The sequence below is a fragment of the Micromonospora sp. NPDC005237 genome (genome assembly GCF_040607775.1).
Taxonomy (GTDB): Bacteria; Actinomycetota; Actinomycetes; order Mycobacteriales; family Micromonosporaceae; genus Micromonospora.
Genome location: NZ_JBEXHJ010000013.1, coordinates 34,293 through 49,934, shown reverse-complemented (window position 1 = coordinate 49,934; position 15,642 = coordinate 34,293). Strand labels below are relative to the sequence as shown.

General features: G+C 72.3%; 12 protein-coding genes. 4 read left to right on the top strand and 8 right to left on the bottom strand.

Translation table 11 applies throughout. The features are described from left to right. Position 1: 1 nt before the first annotated feature. Positions 2-1,414 carry an N-acetylglucosamine/diacetylchitobiose ABC transporter substrate-binding protein gene (ngcE, locus tag ABZT87_RS28745; protein WP_355067157.1) on the bottom strand — a complete coding sequence of 471 codons (1,413 nt, stop codon included), beginning with the start codon at positions 1,412-1,414 and terminating at the stop codon, positions 2-4. A 191-nt stretch (positions 1,415-1,605) separates the two neighbouring features. Here ngcE and ABZT87_RS28740 point away from each other — a divergent pair, with 191 nt between their 5' ends. Next, positions 1,606-3,063, top strand: coding sequence for an acyltransferase (locus ABZT87_RS28740; RefSeq protein ID WP_355139392.1), 1,458 nt, complete (start codon positions 1,606-1,608; stop codon positions 3,061-3,063). Here ABZT87_RS28740 and ABZT87_RS28735 read toward each other — a convergent pair. Together ABZT87_RS28735 and ABZT87_RS28730 are read right to left on the bottom strand one after the other, a co-directional pair. Further along, positions 3,035-4,522 (bottom strand): CoA-acylating methylmalonate-semialdehyde dehydrogenase, encoded by a 1,488-nt coding sequence (locus ABZT87_RS28735; protein WP_355139390.1) that lies wholly within the window; start codon positions 4,520-4,522, stop codon positions 3,035-3,037. The genes ABZT87_RS28740 and ABZT87_RS28735 overlap by 29 nt on opposite strands. After that, entirely contained in the window at positions 4,519-5,817 is a 1,299-nt protein-coding gene (locus ABZT87_RS28730; RefSeq protein WP_354858413.1) for an aspartate aminotransferase family protein, read from the bottom strand. The genes ABZT87_RS28735 and ABZT87_RS28730 overlap by 4 nt, the downstream gene beginning before the upstream one ends. Between ABZT87_RS28730 and ABZT87_RS28725 the strand changes: the two genes are divergently transcribed. Further along, positions 5,816-6,598, top strand: a complete 783-nt coding sequence (locus ABZT87_RS28725) for a glutamate cyclase domain-containing protein (RefSeq protein WP_355139388.1) — start codon at positions 5,816-5,818, stop codon at positions 6,596-6,598. The two genes, ABZT87_RS28730 and ABZT87_RS28725, sit on opposite strands and share 2 nt — an antisense overlap. Here ABZT87_RS28725 and ABZT87_RS28720 read toward each other — a convergent pair. Then, a complete protein-coding gene (locus ABZT87_RS28720; RefSeq protein WP_355139386.1) occupies positions 6,582-7,496 on the bottom strand; it encodes a hypothetical protein in 915 nt (304 codons plus the stop codon). The genes ABZT87_RS28725 and ABZT87_RS28720 overlap by 17 nt on opposite strands. Before the next feature lie 19 nt (positions 7,497-7,515). Continuing rightward, positions 7,516-8,388: a hypothetical protein gene (locus ABZT87_RS28715; RefSeq protein ID WP_355067152.1), complete on the bottom strand. Its 873-nt coding sequence runs from the start codon at positions 8,386-8,388 to the stop codon at positions 7,516-7,518. 88 nt (positions 8,389-8,476) lie between these two features. Here ABZT87_RS28715 and ABZT87_RS28710 point away from each other — a divergent pair, with 88 nt between their 5' ends. Next, positions 8,477-9,445: a hypothetical protein gene (locus ABZT87_RS28710; protein WP_355139384.1), complete on the top strand. Its 969-nt coding sequence runs from the start codon at positions 8,477-8,479 to the stop codon at positions 9,443-9,445. A 19-nt stretch (positions 9,446-9,464) separates the two neighbouring features. Here ABZT87_RS28710 and murD read toward each other — a convergent pair whose 3' ends face one another. Next, positions 9,465-10,814, bottom strand: coding sequence for a UDP-N-acetylmuramoyl-L-alanine--D-glutamate ligase (murD, locus tag ABZT87_RS28705; RefSeq protein ID WP_355139382.1), 1,350 nt, complete (start codon positions 10,812-10,814; stop codon positions 9,465-9,467). Between the two features lie 82 nt (positions 10,815-10,896). Here murD and ABZT87_RS28700 point away from each other — a divergent pair, with 82 nt between their 5' ends. After that, complete coding sequence (locus tag ABZT87_RS28700) at positions 10,897-12,246, top strand: hypothetical protein (RefSeq protein ID WP_355139380.1); 1,350 nt, start codon at positions 10,897-10,899, stop codon at positions 12,244-12,246. A gap of 116 nt (positions 12,247-12,362) precedes the next feature. On the opposite strand, the gene ABZT87_RS28695 is transcribed toward ABZT87_RS28700, so the two are convergent. Both ABZT87_RS28695 and argG read right to left on the bottom strand, forming a co-directional pair. Next, entirely contained in the window at positions 12,363-14,123 is a 1,761-nt protein-coding gene (locus ABZT87_RS28695; protein WP_355139378.1) for a PucR family transcriptional regulator, read from the bottom strand. Positions 14,124-14,164: 41 nt separating this feature from the next. Then, positions 14,165-15,616 (bottom strand): argininosuccinate synthase, encoded by a 1,452-nt coding sequence (gene argG, locus ABZT87_RS28690; protein WP_354858432.1) that lies wholly within the window; start codon positions 15,614-15,616, stop codon positions 14,165-14,167. Between the last annotated feature and the right edge of the window lie 26 nt (positions 15,617-15,642).

The following is a 15,642-nucleotide window of genomic DNA, read 5'->3' as shown; positions in this document are numbered from 1 at the left end:
GTCAAGCCGCTCGCTTGTACTTCTTGATCGAGCTGTCCTGGGCGATCGAGTCGGCGCCCTTCTGGCACTGGTCGAGGAACTCCGCCGGGCCGATCCGGCCGCTGAAGAACTCGCCGCACGCCGCGTCGACGAGGTTGCGCTCCAGCTTGCGGTAGTAGTTGTTGTAGACCCAGTTGAAGCCGTTGGCCCCGGACGCGTCGAGTGCCTTGACCACGGTCTTGAGCCCGTACGGCAACTCGACGCCCTCGGTGGCGCCGGCGACCACGGTGAGGCTGGCGACCTTCTTGGTGAAGTCCTGCGCGCCCTTGCGCGACAGCATGGTCCGGAAGTACTCCAGACCACCGGCGACGTTGCGGGCCTTGGCCGGCACCATGAACGGCTCGCCCGCGGTGCCCCGGATCGCCTCGAACGGCAGCTTGTCGCCGCTGCCCAGGCTGGGGGTGGGCGCGATGGTCATGTTGAACCCGGCCGGGGTGACGTCCTTCTGCTCGCTCTCCAACCAGGAACCGCAGGAGATGAAGGCGGCCTTGCCCTGGCACCAGGCGGTCTGCGACTGCTTGTGGTCCAGGCCGGGCGAGCCCTCCAGGATGAACTTGTCCTTGACGATCTGGTGCCACGCGTCGGCGGCGGTCCGCATCGAGTCGGACTTCCAGGCGTTCGGCTCCAGGTTGTCGATCGCGGTCGCCACCGACGGCCCGCCGAGCTTGATCGCGGTGGCGATCAGCGGCCAGCTCATGTAGCGCGGGTGCAGGCCCGCGTACGTCCAGGGGGCGATGCCGGCCGCCTTGATCTGCTTGCACTGCGCGATGTGGTCGTCCCAGGTCTTGGCGTACTCCCACTTGCGTTCGGTGAACAGCTTCTCGGAGTACCAGATGCCGTAGGCGGTGTAGGTGTAGTTGAGCACCAGGAACGTGCCGTCGTACGAGCCGACCTCGACCGCGCCGGGCAGCAGGGTGTCCTTGACGGTCTTGCCGGGCACGTCGAGGCTCGGCGCGGCGAGCAGCTCGCCCAGGTCGGCGATGGCGTTCTGGCTGACCAGGCCGTTGAAGTCGATCTGGCTGGCGCCGGAGTTGTTGACCACGTCGGGTGGCGTGCCGTCGACGAAGCGCGGCTGAAGGGTCTTGCTGATCTCCTGGGTGGCGGAGTGCTTGATCTTCGCCTTGGGGTACTTCTCGGTGTACATGGCCTCGTGGGCCTTGGCGTACTCCTCACCGAACCCGCCGCCGAAGATCACCACCTCGAGCGGGGCGTCCTCTTTCACGCCGAGCGGGTTCTCGGCGCTCTTGGTGCCCTGGTAGGTCTCGGCATCGCCCTTGTCACCGCCGCCGGTCGCACAACCGCTCAGCAGACCGGCGGCGGGGGTGGCCAGCAGGCCGGCGGCGGCGCTGCGCCGCAGGATGTCACGCCTGTTCATCAGATCTCCTCGGGTCGGGTCGGGCGGATCGCCGGAAGTGGGGGGAGGCGTCCGCCGCGCGAGGCACGTCGATTCTCTTCAGTTAACGCGTTGCTGCTGAAGAATTTCTACGACAGGCCGGCCCGGACTTCAAGTCCTGACTGTCGAACCGTTATCACCACCGGCCGCCGTCGGTCGCCTAGCCTGAGGTGATGCGCCGTCTGCGCGACCTCGCCGACCGCACCCCGGCCGGACGGGAGCGGTACGTCGATCTACTCCGTGCACTCGCTATCACCATGGTCGTTCTCGGACACTGGGGCGTCACGGTGATCGGGCGGGACGCCTCCGGCCAACCCACCGGGCACTCCGCGCTCGGCGACCTGCGCTGGGCGTACCCGCTGACCTGGGTGGCCCAGGTGATGCCCGTGTTCTTCCTGGTCGGTGGCTACGCCAACGCGGCCTCGCTGACCCGGCTGCGCGCCCGGGGTGGCAATGCGGCGGACTGGCTGCTCGACCGCAGTGCCCGACTGGTCCGCCCCACGAGCGCGCTGCTGCTCGTGCTCACCGGGGCGGCGGCGGTGGCCCGGCTGCGCGGCGTCGACCCGACCCGAATCCGCGAGGTGGTCTGGTTCGCCACCATCCCCCTGTGGTTCCTGATCGCCTACCTGGCGGTCGTCGTGCTCACCCCAGCCATGTACGCGCTGCACCGCCGTCTCGGCCTGGCCGTCCCGCTGGTGCTGGTCGCCCTGGTGGGCCTCGGGGACCTGGCCCGGCTGACCGGGTCGGTGGAGCTGAGCTACGGCAGCTACCTGTTCGGCTGGCTGGCCATACACCAGCTCGGCTTCGCCTGGTACGACACCCGCGCCACCCCGCCGACCGCCACCGAGACCACGCCCGCAGCGCCGCCGACCACCGAGACCGCGCCACCGTCAGCCGCCGCCGACGACGCCGGCGGGCCGTCGGCTCCCGACCACCCGGGGGTACGCCGGCGGCGGCTGCCCACCTCCCGGCGGGCCGGGCTGGTGTTCCTGACCAGCGGGCTGGCCGCTCTGCTGCTGCTCACCGGGCCCGGCCCGTGGCCGGTGGCGATGCTGCACGTGCCCGGCGAGCGCCTGGACAACCTCAGCCCGCCCAGCCTCGCGTTGCTGGCCGTCGCCACTGCCCAGCTCGGCCTGATCCTGCTGCTGCGCCGGCCAGCGGAACGCCTGCTGCGCCGCACCGGCCCGTGGCAGCTGGTGATCGGGGTCAACCTGGTGGTGCTGACCATCTTCCTCTGGCACCTGACCGCCGCGATCCTGCTCATCGGGCTGCTCGACACGACCGGGACGCTGCCCACTCCGGCCGCCGGTTCAGGCGCCTGGTGGGCGTGGCGAGTCCCCTGGCTGCTGCTGCTCGCGGCCGTCCTGGCGGTGCTGGTCGCGATCTTCGGCCCGGTCGAGGCGCGCAGCGCCCGGCACCGCACCGCACGGCGGGTTGGCCGCAGCACCACGGCCCGCGCGGCGCTGACCGTGGCCGGGTACATCGCCGTGGTGGTCGCGCTGCTGATCAACAGCACGACCTCGCCGCACGCCCGGGAACCCTTCGGCACACCCGTCGCGGCGCTGCTGGCGTACCTGGCCGGGGCGGGCGTGCTGCGGTTGCTCAGGTCTGGGTGGGGAACCCGAGGTTGACCCCACCGTGGCGCGGGTCCAGCCACCGGCTGGTGACCACCTTGCCCCGGGTGAAGAACCGCACCCCGTCCTCGCCGTGCGCGTGCAGGTCGCCGAAGAGCGACGACTTCCAGCCGCCGAACGAGTGGTACGCCATCGGCACCGGGATCGGCACGTTGATCCCCACCATGCCGACCTCCACCTCGTGCTGGTAGCGCCGGGCCGCGCCGCCGTCGTTGGTGAAGATCGCCGTGCCGTTGCCGTACGGGCTGGCGTTGACCAGCTCCACGGCCTCGTCGTACGAGCCGACCCGGACCACGCTCAGCACCGGCCCGAAGATCTCGTCGGTGTAGATCGGCATGTCCGGGGTCACCCGGTCGAACAGCGTCGGGCCGAGCCAGAAGCCGTCCGGGTCGCCGTCCGGCGTCACGTCCCGCCCGTCGACGACCGGCACCGCTCCGGCAGACACCCCGGCATCCACGTAGGAACGCACCTTCGCCGCGTGCGCGGCCGTGACCAACGGGCCCATGTCGCAGCCCCGTCGGCCGTCGCCGGTGCGCAGACCGGTCACCCGCTGGGCGATCCGCTCGACGAGCGCGTCCGCCACCGGCTCCACCGCCACCAGCACCGAGATGGCCATGCACCGCTCCCCCGCCGAGCCGAACCCGGCGTTGACCGCCGCGTCGGCGGCCAGGTCCAGGTCGGCGTCGGGGAGCACCACCATGTGGTTCTTCGCCCCACCGAGCGCCTGCACCCGCTTGCCGGCGGCCGTGCCGCGTTGGTAGACGTACCGGGCGACCGGGGTGGAGCCGACGAACGACACCGCCCGCACCTCCGGGTGCTCCAGCAGCGCGTCGACCGCCTCGGCGTCGCCGTTGACCACGTTGAGCACCCCGTCCGGCAGGCCGGCCTCGGCGAACCACTCGGCCAGCAGCAGCGCCGCGCTCGGGTCCTTCTCGCTCGGCTTCAGCACCACCGCGTTGCCGCAGGCCACGGCCACCGGCACGAACCACAGCGGCACCATCACCGGGAAGTTGAACGGGGAGATCACCGCGACCACCCCGAGCGGCTGCCGGATGGTGTACGAGTCGACCTCGGTGGAGACGTTCTCGCTGAACGCGCCGCGCAGCGCCGACGGCAGGCCGCAGGCGTACTCGATGACCTCCAGGCCGCGCTGCACCTCGCCGGCGGCGTCGGCGAGCACCTTGCCGTGCTCGGCGGTGATCACCTCGGCGAGCCGGTCCCGCCGGGCGTGCACCAGCTCGCGGAACGCGAACAGCACGGTCGACCGCTTCGCCAGCGACGCGTCGCGCCAGTCGCGGGCCGCGCGGGCGGCGGACCGCACCGCGACGTCGACGTCCGCGGTCGAGGCCAGCTCCACCTCGGCGGTACGCCGACCCGTCGCCGGGTCGAACACGTCACCGCGTCGCTCGGATGTGCCGCCGACCCGCTTGCCGTCGACGAAGTGGCCGATGCTCATGCCGCCACCTCCGCCGACGAACGGATCGCGTCGACCAGGATCGCCAGGCCCTCGCGGGCCTCCTCCTCGGTCAGCGTCAACGGCGGCCCCATCCGCAGCACGTTGCCGTACAGACCGCCCTTGCCGGCCAGCAGGCCACCGTCCCGAGCGGCTTCGAAGACCCGGTTGGTCAGCACCGGATCCGGCTCGCTGCCGCCCGGCCGGACGAACTCGACGCCGAGCATCAGCCCCTTTCCGCGTACCTCGGCGACGCAGTCGAGACCGCCCACCGCGGACCGCAGGCCATCGGCGAGGATCGCGCCGACGCGGGCCGCGTTGGCCTGGAGGTCGTGCGCGAGGAGGTAGTCGAGCACCGCGTTGCCGGCCGCCGTCGAGATCGGGTTGCCGCCGAAGGTGGAGAAGCTGATCCCCGGCACCGCCTGGAGCACCTCGGCCCGGCCGACCACCCCGGCGAGAGCGAACCCGTTGCCGACACCCTTGGCGAAGGTGAGCAGGTCCGGGGTGACGCCGTGCGCCTGGTAACCCCAGAAGTGCTCCCCGGTACGCCCCCAGCCGGTCTGCACCTCGTCGGCGATGAACAGGATGCCGTGCTCGTCGAGGACCTTCTTCCAGCCGGCGAAGAGCCCGTCCGGCGGGTGCACGAAACCGCCCACGCCCTGGATCGGCTCGGCGATCAGCGCGGCCACGTCACCGGCGGTCTGGGTGGCCAGCACCTCGCGCAGGTCCTCCACCGCCGCGTCGACCTGCTCCTCGGCGCTGAGCCGGGCCAGCAGACCGCGCACCCGGTCACCCGAGTGCAGCCAGGCCACCTGGAGCGGGTTGAGGCCGCTGGCCGACCAGTTGCGGTTGCCGGTGACACCCATCGCCGCGTACGACCGGCCGTGGTAGCTGTTCCGCACCGCCAGGATCTGGTGCGAGCGGCGGTAGTTGGTGGCGACCAGCAGCGCCGCCTCGTTCGCCTCGGTGCCGGAGTTGGTGAAGAACACCCGGGCGTCCGGAATGCCGGAGCGCTGGGCGATCTTCTCGGCCAGCTCCACCTGCTGGCGGATCAGGTAGAGCGTCGAGGTGTGCACGATGCCGGTGGCGAGCTGCCGCTCGACCGCCTCACGGATCTCCGGGATGTCGTACCCGATCATGTTGGTCAGCACGCCGCCGAAGAAGTCCAGGTAGGTGCGGCCCTGCGCGTCGGTGACCCGGCGGCCCGAGCCGGAGACCAGCTCGATCGGCTCGTCGTAGTAGAGGGGCATCCAGGACGGGAGCACGGCCCGGTGGCGGGCCAGCAGGTCGTCGGTCATGGTGGCAACCCTTCAGCGGCGTTCGTGGATACCGCACGCTCCCACCGCCGGCCCGCGCGAACAACTGTCAGGGTGTAGCGCAAGGCCGTTCCGGCCTGACAGCACGTCAACGGTTTCCGAGACAATCCCGCCATTTCACCGCTGTTTCGCGCAGCGTCAGCGGCCTACCGCCACTCGATCCGCAGCCTCGCCGGGCCCCGTTACCCTGGGTCCGTCCACTGTCGCCGGGGAGGCACGCGGCGACGAGTGGGCCGACGCCCTCCTGCCCCGCTACGGCCGCCTGACGCACCTCATCGCCTGCGAACGGGTCGGGCCCGGGATGGACGGTCGACCCCGCAACATGCGCGGCGAGGACATCGGCGCGCACACGGCCCCCCTGGACCGGCTCTACCGCGCCGGTTCGGCGTTTCGGATCGGCATCGGCGACGGCGGCAACGAACTGGGGATGGGCCTCCTGCCGGCGGAACTCGTCGGCCGGGTGGTCGCCTCGGGCGAGCTGATCCGGTGCGTGGTCGGCGCGGACGCGCTGCTCGTCGGCGGCACCTCCAACTGGGCCGCCGCAGCCCTCGTCGGCGCGCTGTCGCTGCTGCGCCCCGAGGTGCCCGAGCTTCGTACGCTGCTGGAGCCCGCGTGGTCGTCCGACCTGCTGACCGCGATCGTCTCGGCGGGCGCGGTGGACGGGGTACGCCGCCGCCCCACGCGCAGCGTCGACGGCCTCGGCTGGCCCGCGTATGCCGAACCGCTCGCCCAGATCGCGGACCTGGTCAGGAGCGCCCGCTAGGCGGGCTCACCGCACGGTGGCTGGCTGGCTCGGCCGCCGGCCGCAGCGGTCTCGACACGCGTCTCGGCGGACTGGCCCGGGCGGATCCGGGGCGGCGCAGCGGCAGGTGCAGGGCGGTGGCGACCACCGCGAATGCCGCCCAGCCGCTGCCCAGCGCGACGGCCGACGAGACGTCCTGCAGGTAGTGGTACGCGGTGAGGAAACCGACCAGCGCGAGGCTGTTGCGCGCGAAGTGCCCGCTGAACTCGACCAACTGACGGCGAGCCTCGACGGCGACCAGCACCCCCGAGTACGGGAATGTCACCACCATGCCGCGCAACACCGCGCCGAGCACCGCGGTGAGGATCGCCCCGACGAAGATGACCAGCAACTTGAGCAGCGCCGGCAGACCGTCCGGGCGACCTTCGGCCGGCGTCTCCGCGCGGGAGTCCGCGTCGCCGGCAGCGGCCGGTCCGGCAGCGGCAGCGTCCGCTTCGCCGGCAGCGGCGGCGTCCGCTCCGCCGGCAGCGGTTGCTGAGGCGACCCGCGTACGGGCTCGACGGCGCAGCAGGAGCATGGCCGCCAGCCAGAGCACGAGCGTGGCGCCGAGGGCCTCCTCGAACGGGATGTCGACGGCCAACAGACCTGCGCTCAGCGCCACGTAGACAGCGATCCCCGCGCCGTCGGCGAGCAGGATGGGCCAGCGCAGCCGCTGATGGGTGACCGCCACGGTGACGAAGAAGAGGTTGAGCCCGAGCACGCCGAGCACCTGCGCACCGCCCACCCCGTACGGCGTGCTGACCAGGGCGAGCGTCATCGGCAACGGAAGGCTGTAGACCAGCGCCCGGAGCCGGACCGAGCGGATCACGCTGACCGCCCAGACCACGGCCGTCACCAGCAGGACCGCACTCAGCGTCATGGCTTCCCCGTCTCGGCCGTCAGTCCTGGAAGGTCGCGGCGTTCACGCAGACGTCGAACACGCGGGTGAGGCGCTCGACGTCCGTCCGGTTCACCGAGAACTGGTTCTCGCCGATCTCGCCGTGCGCGGTCATCCGGGCCTCCCAGCAGCTCGACCCGTCCCAGACTGTCAGATTGACGAGGAGCTGTGGACTGACCACACCGAAGGGCAGCAGACCCACCCGCGCCCCGGCCGCGCGCTGCCGCTGCACGAGCGCGGACAGCTCGTCGGTCAGCGTGGCGTAGACGAAGACCCGGGTGATCCGGACGCCCCGTTGCAGGGCCGCGACGTTCGCCTCCCAGTACCGTCGGCCGATCTCGCTGCGCCACCAGCTCAGCTCCCCGCTCACCCGGGGCATCACGTTCGTCAGCGCGTCGAGCCGGTGCACGCAGCCGCGGGTCGCACCGACCAGGTCCTCGTCCTCGTCGCCGCGGCGGATGATCCGCCCCTGCGCGAGCTGCTCGGCCTCCAGCCGGAACTGCTCGTAGCGCCGCTGCGCCTCGGCCGCGACCCGCGTGCCCGCGTGCTGCTCGGCCGCCTCCCGCATGGCCGCGGCCAGCTCCGTGGTGGTGTGGACGAGCCACGGCGGACCGTCCAGCAACGTCCGCAGGTGAAACCGGCGCTCCGCGCGGGCCAGCGAGTCCACCAGCAGCGAGATGGTGATGCCCATCAGGCCGGCCAGCAGCGACTCCACCCCGGAGGCGGCGTTGGTGAGGTCGAGCATGACGCTGAGGGTGATCGACAACGTGATGCCGACCAACGCCACCGGGTCGGTGTGCGCCACCAGACGCGCGAAGCCGTCGGAGGCGCCGCCGCGCTCCCGGGGCCGCCGACGGGCCACGTCACGGACCATCGAACTCCCCCAATCCGCCGGTGCCGCCAGGGTAGACGCCAGCCACAACCCGCCGGCCCCGGCGGACCGGAGCGGTAGCATCCGGCACGTGCAGAGCGCGGATGCGGCCCCGTCGACCGACACGGTCGCCGAGCAGATCACGGCGGACGTCCGGGCCTGGGTCGACTCCACTGCGCTCCGCGGCCTGGTCCGGCACTTCGGCGGCGACTGGCCGACCGGCGACCTCGCCGACGTGCTGCGGTTCCTCGACGACTTCTCCGCCCGGCACTGGGACTTCCGGCAGGGGCGCGAACGCCCGGACGCGCGGGAGCCGACCCTCGACGCGCTCACGTCCAGGCTGGTCCTCGACGCGGCCGCCGCGCTCGGCATGGCGCGTACGGTGCCGCCGGCCCGCCCGGCGTACGCCCACCTGGTCGTGCTGGGCGGCCTGGCGCACGCCTGCGTGCGTCGCGTCGCGTACGCCGCGCACCTGCTGCGCGCCGGCCTGCGGGTGACCGGCGAGGTCGCCGTGCTGGGCAGCTTCCGACCACTGTCCGAGTGGGAACGCGCCACCCTCGCCGACGCGGGCCTGCCCCCGGACGAGACCGAGGTGGACGTGCTGGACACGGCGGTCCGGCAGGTGTTCGGGGTGACCGCCCCGACCGAGCAGGACGGCGTCGACGCCGGCCACCCCCACCACTCCTGGTCGTCGCGAACCTACCGGCCGACGGGCCTGCCACCGGTACGGGTGCTGGCCGCGCCGTCCAGCGAACCCGACCGGCGACGCGCCCACACCGCCGACACCCAGCGGTTCTGGGCCGGACACGTCCGGCTCGCCCCGGGTGACGAGGCGCTGATGGTCACCGCGCCGATCTACGTGCCGTTCCAGCACTGCGACGCGCTACGCACCCTGGCCGTGCCGTACGGCTGCGCCATCGAGACCGTCGGGGTGGACCCGACGCTGGCCGACCTGGCAGTACTGCCCGAGCAGACCCTCGCCCCCGGGCGGTACCTGCAGGAGATCCGCTCGGCCATCCGCTCGTTGCGCGCCCTGCACCACCAGGTCGCCCGGCGGTGACCCGACGCTCCGCCAGGCCCTACGCCCCGGCGGTGTCGGCGACGGCCTGGGCGAAGACCTCGGAGCGGTGCTCGAAGTTGCGGAACCGGCCGTAGCTCGGGGCGGCCGGGGACAGCAGCACCACCCCGCCGGCCGGGGTCACCTCCCGGGACAGCCGGACCGCTTCCACCAGTTCGTCGACCAGCTCCGTCCGCACCTTGGGCAGGCCGTCGAGCGCCGCGACGATGCGGGCGCCGCTGTCCGGGATGCCGATCACGGTCAGCTCCCGTTCCGCGAGGTGCTCGGCCAGCGGCGTGTAGTCCAGCCCTCGGTCGGTGCCGCCGACGATCACCGTCAACGGCCGCCCGTCGTACGCGTCGATGGCGTGCATGGCCGCGTACGGGCTGGTGGCCAGGGTGTCGTCGACGAAGGTCAGGCCGGACGGGTCGGTGATCTCGGTGAGCCGGTGGGCCAGCCCCTGGAACTCGGCCACCGCGACGGCCAGGTGGTCCTTGGCGGCCACCACGTCGATGCCGAGCGCGTCGAGCACGGCGAGGGCCACGCACAGGTTGCCCTCGTTGTGCCGGCCCACCAGCGGCAGCACGGCGCGGGGGAAGAGCGGCTGGTCGCTGAGGTGGAACCAGGGGGTGCCGTCCGCGCCGGTGGCGACGTTGGTGGTGTCGGGGCGTCCGGCCCGCACCGCCGGCAGCTCCCCCAGCTCGGCGGCGAGCCGTGGGTCGGCGCCGTTGACCACGATCGTCTGCGGATCGTGGGCGAGCAGGTTGAGCTTGTCGCGGTAGTACTCCCGCTCCCCGCCGTGCGCGTCCAGGTGCTCGGGGAACAGCGCGGTGACCACGGCCACCCGGGGCGAGTCGGTGAGGTCGCTGCACTGGTAGCTCGACAGCTCCAGCACGTACAGCTCCGCGTCGGGCAGGTCGAGGGTCGGCACCCCGATGTTGCCGCCGAAGACGTTCGGGCGGCCCATCGCGGTGAGCAGGTGGCTGATCAGGCTGGAGGTGGTGCTCTTGCCCTTGCTGCCGGTGACCCCGACGGTGCGCGCGGCGTGGTCGGCCATCCACAGGGCGGTGCCCTGGGTGACCGGCACGCCGCGTCGGCGCAGCTCGACCAGCCAGGGATGGGTCTGCGGCACGCCGGGCGAGCGGACCACCACGTCGGCGGCGGCCAGCCGGGCGAAGCCCGCCTCGCCGGTGACCAGCGGGGCCGCCTCGGCCAGCGGCCCGTCCCAGGGCAGTGACAGGAAGTTGGCGCTGTCGTCGACGGCGACCAGCTCGGCGGGGCCGTGCGCGGCGATCGCGGTCACAGCTGCCCGGCCCTCCCGGCCGGTCCCCCAGACGGCGACGGTACGTCCGCGCAGGTCAGACAGGCGCACTGGGCTCTCCTCGGGGTCACGGCGGCGGCAGGGCGGGGGCCGGTCCGGACACGGCCGGACGAACCAGGGCCTAGTATGGCGTGTGCCCAACGAGCAGCTCCGGCGGATGGACGCCTTCACCTTCCCGTCCTACTCGATCGACTTCGCCACCGGCGAGGTGTTGTTCGACTACGCGCTGACCGGCCCGGCCGGTGAGCAACGGTTCACCGAGGTGATCATCCTTCCGTTGCCGGCGCAGCCGCCGTCGGACGAGACCGTGGCCACCCTCGGCCGGGTGCTGGAGGTGCTGCACCTCGTCGCCGGTGTGAGCTACTACAAGGTCGCCGCGCCGCCCCGCCTGGTGCTGCCGGCGCCGCTGGGCGCGGCCACCGTCGACTACGTCACGGCCGTCTACACCAAGGGCCTCGCGGAGTACGCGTACCGCAACCAGTTGCCGCACGTGCTCGAGTTGCGCCCGCAGGTGCCGGCCGGCTCACCGGAGTCGCCGCGCGTCTACGACAACTCCGATCGTCGCCCCCTCTCCGCCGTCGGCGGCGGCAAGGACTCGATCGTGAGCTTGGAGGCGCTGCGCCGCGCCGAACTGGACCCGGTGCCGTTCTCGGTCAACCCGAACCACGTGATCGTCTCGGTCAACGAGGCGTCCGGTCTGACCCCCCTCGCGGCCCGACGGCGCATCGACCCGGTGCTGTTCGACCTGAACGCGGCGGGCGCGCTGAACGGGCACATCCCGGTCACCGCCATCAACTCGCTGATCGCGGTGGCGACGGCGGTGCTGCACGGGCTCGGCCCGGTGGTGATGTCCAACGAGCGCTCGGCGTCCGACCCGAACCTGGTCTGGAACGGCCACGAGATCAACCACCAGTGGTCCAAGGGCGTCGAGGCCGAAGGGCTGCTGCGGGGGGCGCTGGCCGAGCACGCCGGCCTGACCGAACCGTACTTCTCGCTGCTGCGTTCGCTGTCCGAGCTGCACATCGCCCGACTGTTCGCCGAGTTCACCCGGTACGACGACGTGGTGACGAGCTGCAACCAGGCGTTCAAGCTGCGCGACGCGTCCGAGCGCTGGTGCCGGGACTGCCCGAAGTGCCGGTTCGTCTTCCTCGCGATGGCGCCGTTCATGCCCCGCGAGCGGGTCACCCACATCTTCGGCGGCGACCTGCTGGCCGACCCGGAGCAGATCCCCGGCTACCGGGAGCTGCTGGGCGTGGACGGGCACAAGCCGTTCGAGTGCGTGGGCGAGGTCGAGGAGTCGGTGGTGGCTCTCGGCCTGCTCGCCGAACAGGACCAGTGGCGCGACGCCCCAGTGATCAAGGCACTGGTCGAAGCCGTACCGGAAACGGCCTGGTCCGCGGTGGCGACGTCGGACGTCTTCACCCCCGGCGGCCCCAACCACATCCCCCCAACCTACGCAAAAGCCCTAACCTCCCTGTCCTAACCCCCTCCCCCTGCCCCCTCCCCCCGTTGATCATGAAGTTATTGCCACTCTCATCGGCGTGTCTTGGCAATAACTTCATGATCAACGCGGGAGGTGGGGGGCAGAGAGGGAGGGGGTCAGGGGGTGCGGACTGCTTCCAGGGCCAGCAGGGCCACGTGCAGGGAGAGGCTTGCCTCTACCGAGTCGAGGTCGACGTCGAGGATGCGGGCTATGCGGGCCAGGCGTTCGTAGAAGGCCGGTCGGGACAGGTGGGCGGCCGCGGCGCCGGCGGACTTGTTGCGCCCCTGCTCCAGGTACGCGCGCAGGGTGTCGAGGAGCCGCTCCCGGGGGTGCTGGGCGTCGTACTCCAGCAGTGGGCCGAGTTCGCGCTCCACGAAGGTCTGTAGCCGGGGCTCGTCGCGCAGCAGGTGCAGCAGCCCCGCGAGGCCCACGTGCGGCAGTCGGAAGATCGGCAGGTCACGCCGGTCCCGTCGAGCCGCCTCGACGATCTGCCGCGCCTCGACGAGCGACCGTCGAGCCTCGCGCAGACTGCTCACCCCGGACCCGGCGGCCACGATCAGTCCGGCCGACGCGCCGCCGACGCCACCCCGCAGCGGGTCGACACCCGACCCCAGCCGGGACGGATCGGCAGCGGACGTGGCCCGGCCCGTGCCGGCGTCGAGGCGTACCCGACGAAGTGCGCCGGCGAACGCGGACAGCGCGCGGTCCTCGGCCGCCGCGTCGGGCAGCGCCAGCAGCGCGCCCACCGAGTTGTCGTCGACCGCGCTGGTCAGCGCGGTCAGCTTCGCCTCCCGCAGTGCCTGGCCGACGGCCTCGGACAGGTCCCGCAGCCGGGCCTGGCCGGCCTCGGGGCCGTTCTCTCCGGCGGGGTCGTCGCCACGGTGGCGAACCATCACGCCGACGAGGTGCCTGCGGTCCAGCGCCACACCGAGCGCCTTGGCGCGCAGCGCCACCTCGTCGACCGGTCGGGAGTGGTCGAGCAACGCCGTGAGCAGGGTGCGGTGCAGCTGCCGTTCCAGCCCCTCGGCGTCGCGGCGGATCAACCGGCCCAGCGCGAGGGTGGACGCGGCCCGCTCGATGAGGATGGTGAGCCGGGTGGGCGGGGCGACGGTCGGCTCGCCAGACCGAGCGCTGGGCGCGTCTCCGCTGGCCGGCCAGCGCAGCAGCAACCGCCCCCAGTCCTGCCCTCGGGCGCCGACGACCGTCACCAGCCAGCCGCTGTCCGGGTCGTACGCGGTGCGCCCGGCCGGCCGGATCCGCCGCGAGTGCTGCTCCCAGCCGTCCAGCAGCAGCTCGGCGCTCTCCCCCGCCGGGTCGTACCCGAGGACCTGCCGGGACAGGTTCTCCAGCACGACCGGGCACCCGGACAGCTCGGCAGCCTGCCGGATCACCTCGGCCGCGTCGGCGCCCTCGACGGAGAGGTCGGTGAACCGCTGGTGGATCTCCTCGGCGGCCCGCAGCTCGGTGAGCTGCGCGTCGACGATCAGCGCGTGCACCGCCTCGGTGATCCGCACGAACGGGGTGGCCCGGCGCAGCTCGACCAGGGGCAGGCCGCGCCGCTCGGCGGCGGCGGCCATCACCCGGGGTACGCCGCTGACGTACCGGCGGCCCAGTTCGACGACGAGCCCGGAGACACCGACGTCGGCGAGGTCGCCGATGAACGCGCGCAGGCCCGCGTCGTCGGCCGGCAACCCGATGCCTGTGGTGAGCACCAGCTCGCCGCCGCCGAGCAGGGTGGCGATGTCGGGTACCTCGGCGACGTGCACCCAGCGGACCGGCCGGTCCAGCCCGGCGTCCCCGGCGACCACGCGGGGAGCACCGTGGCGGACGGGATCCAGGGCGAGGACCTCACGGACGGTAGGGAACACGGCCGCCACGCTACCGTCCGTGACCCCGGACCTCGACGTGCCGGGGCCGCTCAGTCGACGCCGAACTCCATGGCGGCGCGGTCGAGCGCCTCGTCGGCGGCGGAGGCGACGCCCCGGGAGGCGATGGCCTCCGCGCCGCCCTCGGGCATCGCGCCGATCAGCCCGGTCGAGGCTGCCTGCGCGGCGCCGATCATCCGCTGGGGTGCCGCGCCGCCGACCATCCCGAGGGAGGCGTACTGCTCGAGCTTCGCCCGCGAGTCGGCGATGTCCAGGTTGCGCATGGTGAGCTGGCCGATCCGGTCGGACGGGCCGAACGCCGAGTCCTCGGTGCGCTCCATCGACAGCTTGTCCGGGTGGTAGCTGAACGCGGGGCCGGTCGTGTCCAGGATCGAGTAGTCCTCGCCCCGGCGCAGCCGCAGCGTCACCTCGCCGGTGACCGCCGTGCCGACCCAGCGCTGCAACGACTCGCGCAGCATCAGCGCCTGCGGGTCGAGCCAACGGCCCTCGTACATCAGGCGACCGAGGCGGCGGCCCTCGCTGTGGTAGTTCGCCAGGGTGTCCTCGTTGTGGATGGCGTTGACCAGCCGCTCGTACGCGGCGTGCAGCAGCGCCATGCCGGGCGCCTCGTAGATGCCCCGGCTCTTGGCCTCGATGATCCGGTTCTCGATCTGGTCGGACATGCCCAGGCCGTGCCGGCCGCCGATGGCGTTGGCCTCCAGCACCAGGTCGACGGGGCTGCCGAACTCCTTGCCGTTGATCGTCACCGGGCGACCCTGGTCGAACCCGATCGTGACGTCCTCGGCCGGAATCTCCACCGACGGGTCCCAGAACCGGACACCCATGATCGGGCTGACCGTCTCGATGCCGGTGTCGAGGTGCTCCAGGGTCTTCGCCTCGTGCGTCGCGCCCCAGATGTTGGCGTCGGTGGAGTATGCCTTCTCGGTGCTGTCCCGGTACGGCAGGCCGCGCTCCAGCAGCCACTCCGACATCTCCTTACGCCCACCCAGTTCGGTGACGAAGTCGGTGTCGAGCCACGGCTTGTAGATGCGCAGCTGCGGGTTGGCCAGCAGGCCGTAGCGGTAGAACCGCTCGATGTCGTTGCCCTTGAAGGTCGAGCCGTCGCCCCAGATCTGGACGTCGTCGGAGATCATCGCCCGCACCAGCAGGGTGCCGGTCACGGCCCGGCCCAGCGGGGTGGTGTTGAAGTACGCCCGCCCGCCGGAGCGGATGTGGAAGGCGCCGCAGGTCAGCGCCGCCAGCCCCTCCTCGACCAGGGCGGCGCGGCAGTCGACCAGCCGGGCGACCTCGGCGCCGTAGCTGAGCGCACGGCCGGGCACGGAGCCGATGTCGGGCTCGTCGTACTGGCCGATGTCGGCGGTGTAGGCGCAGGGGACGGCGCCCTTGTCGCGCATCCACGCGACCGCGACCGAGGTGTCGAGGCCGCCGGAGAAGGCGATGCCAACACGTTCGCCGATGGGCAGGGAGGTGAGAACCTTGGACACGGGGAAGATTATTCAGCAAGACGCAT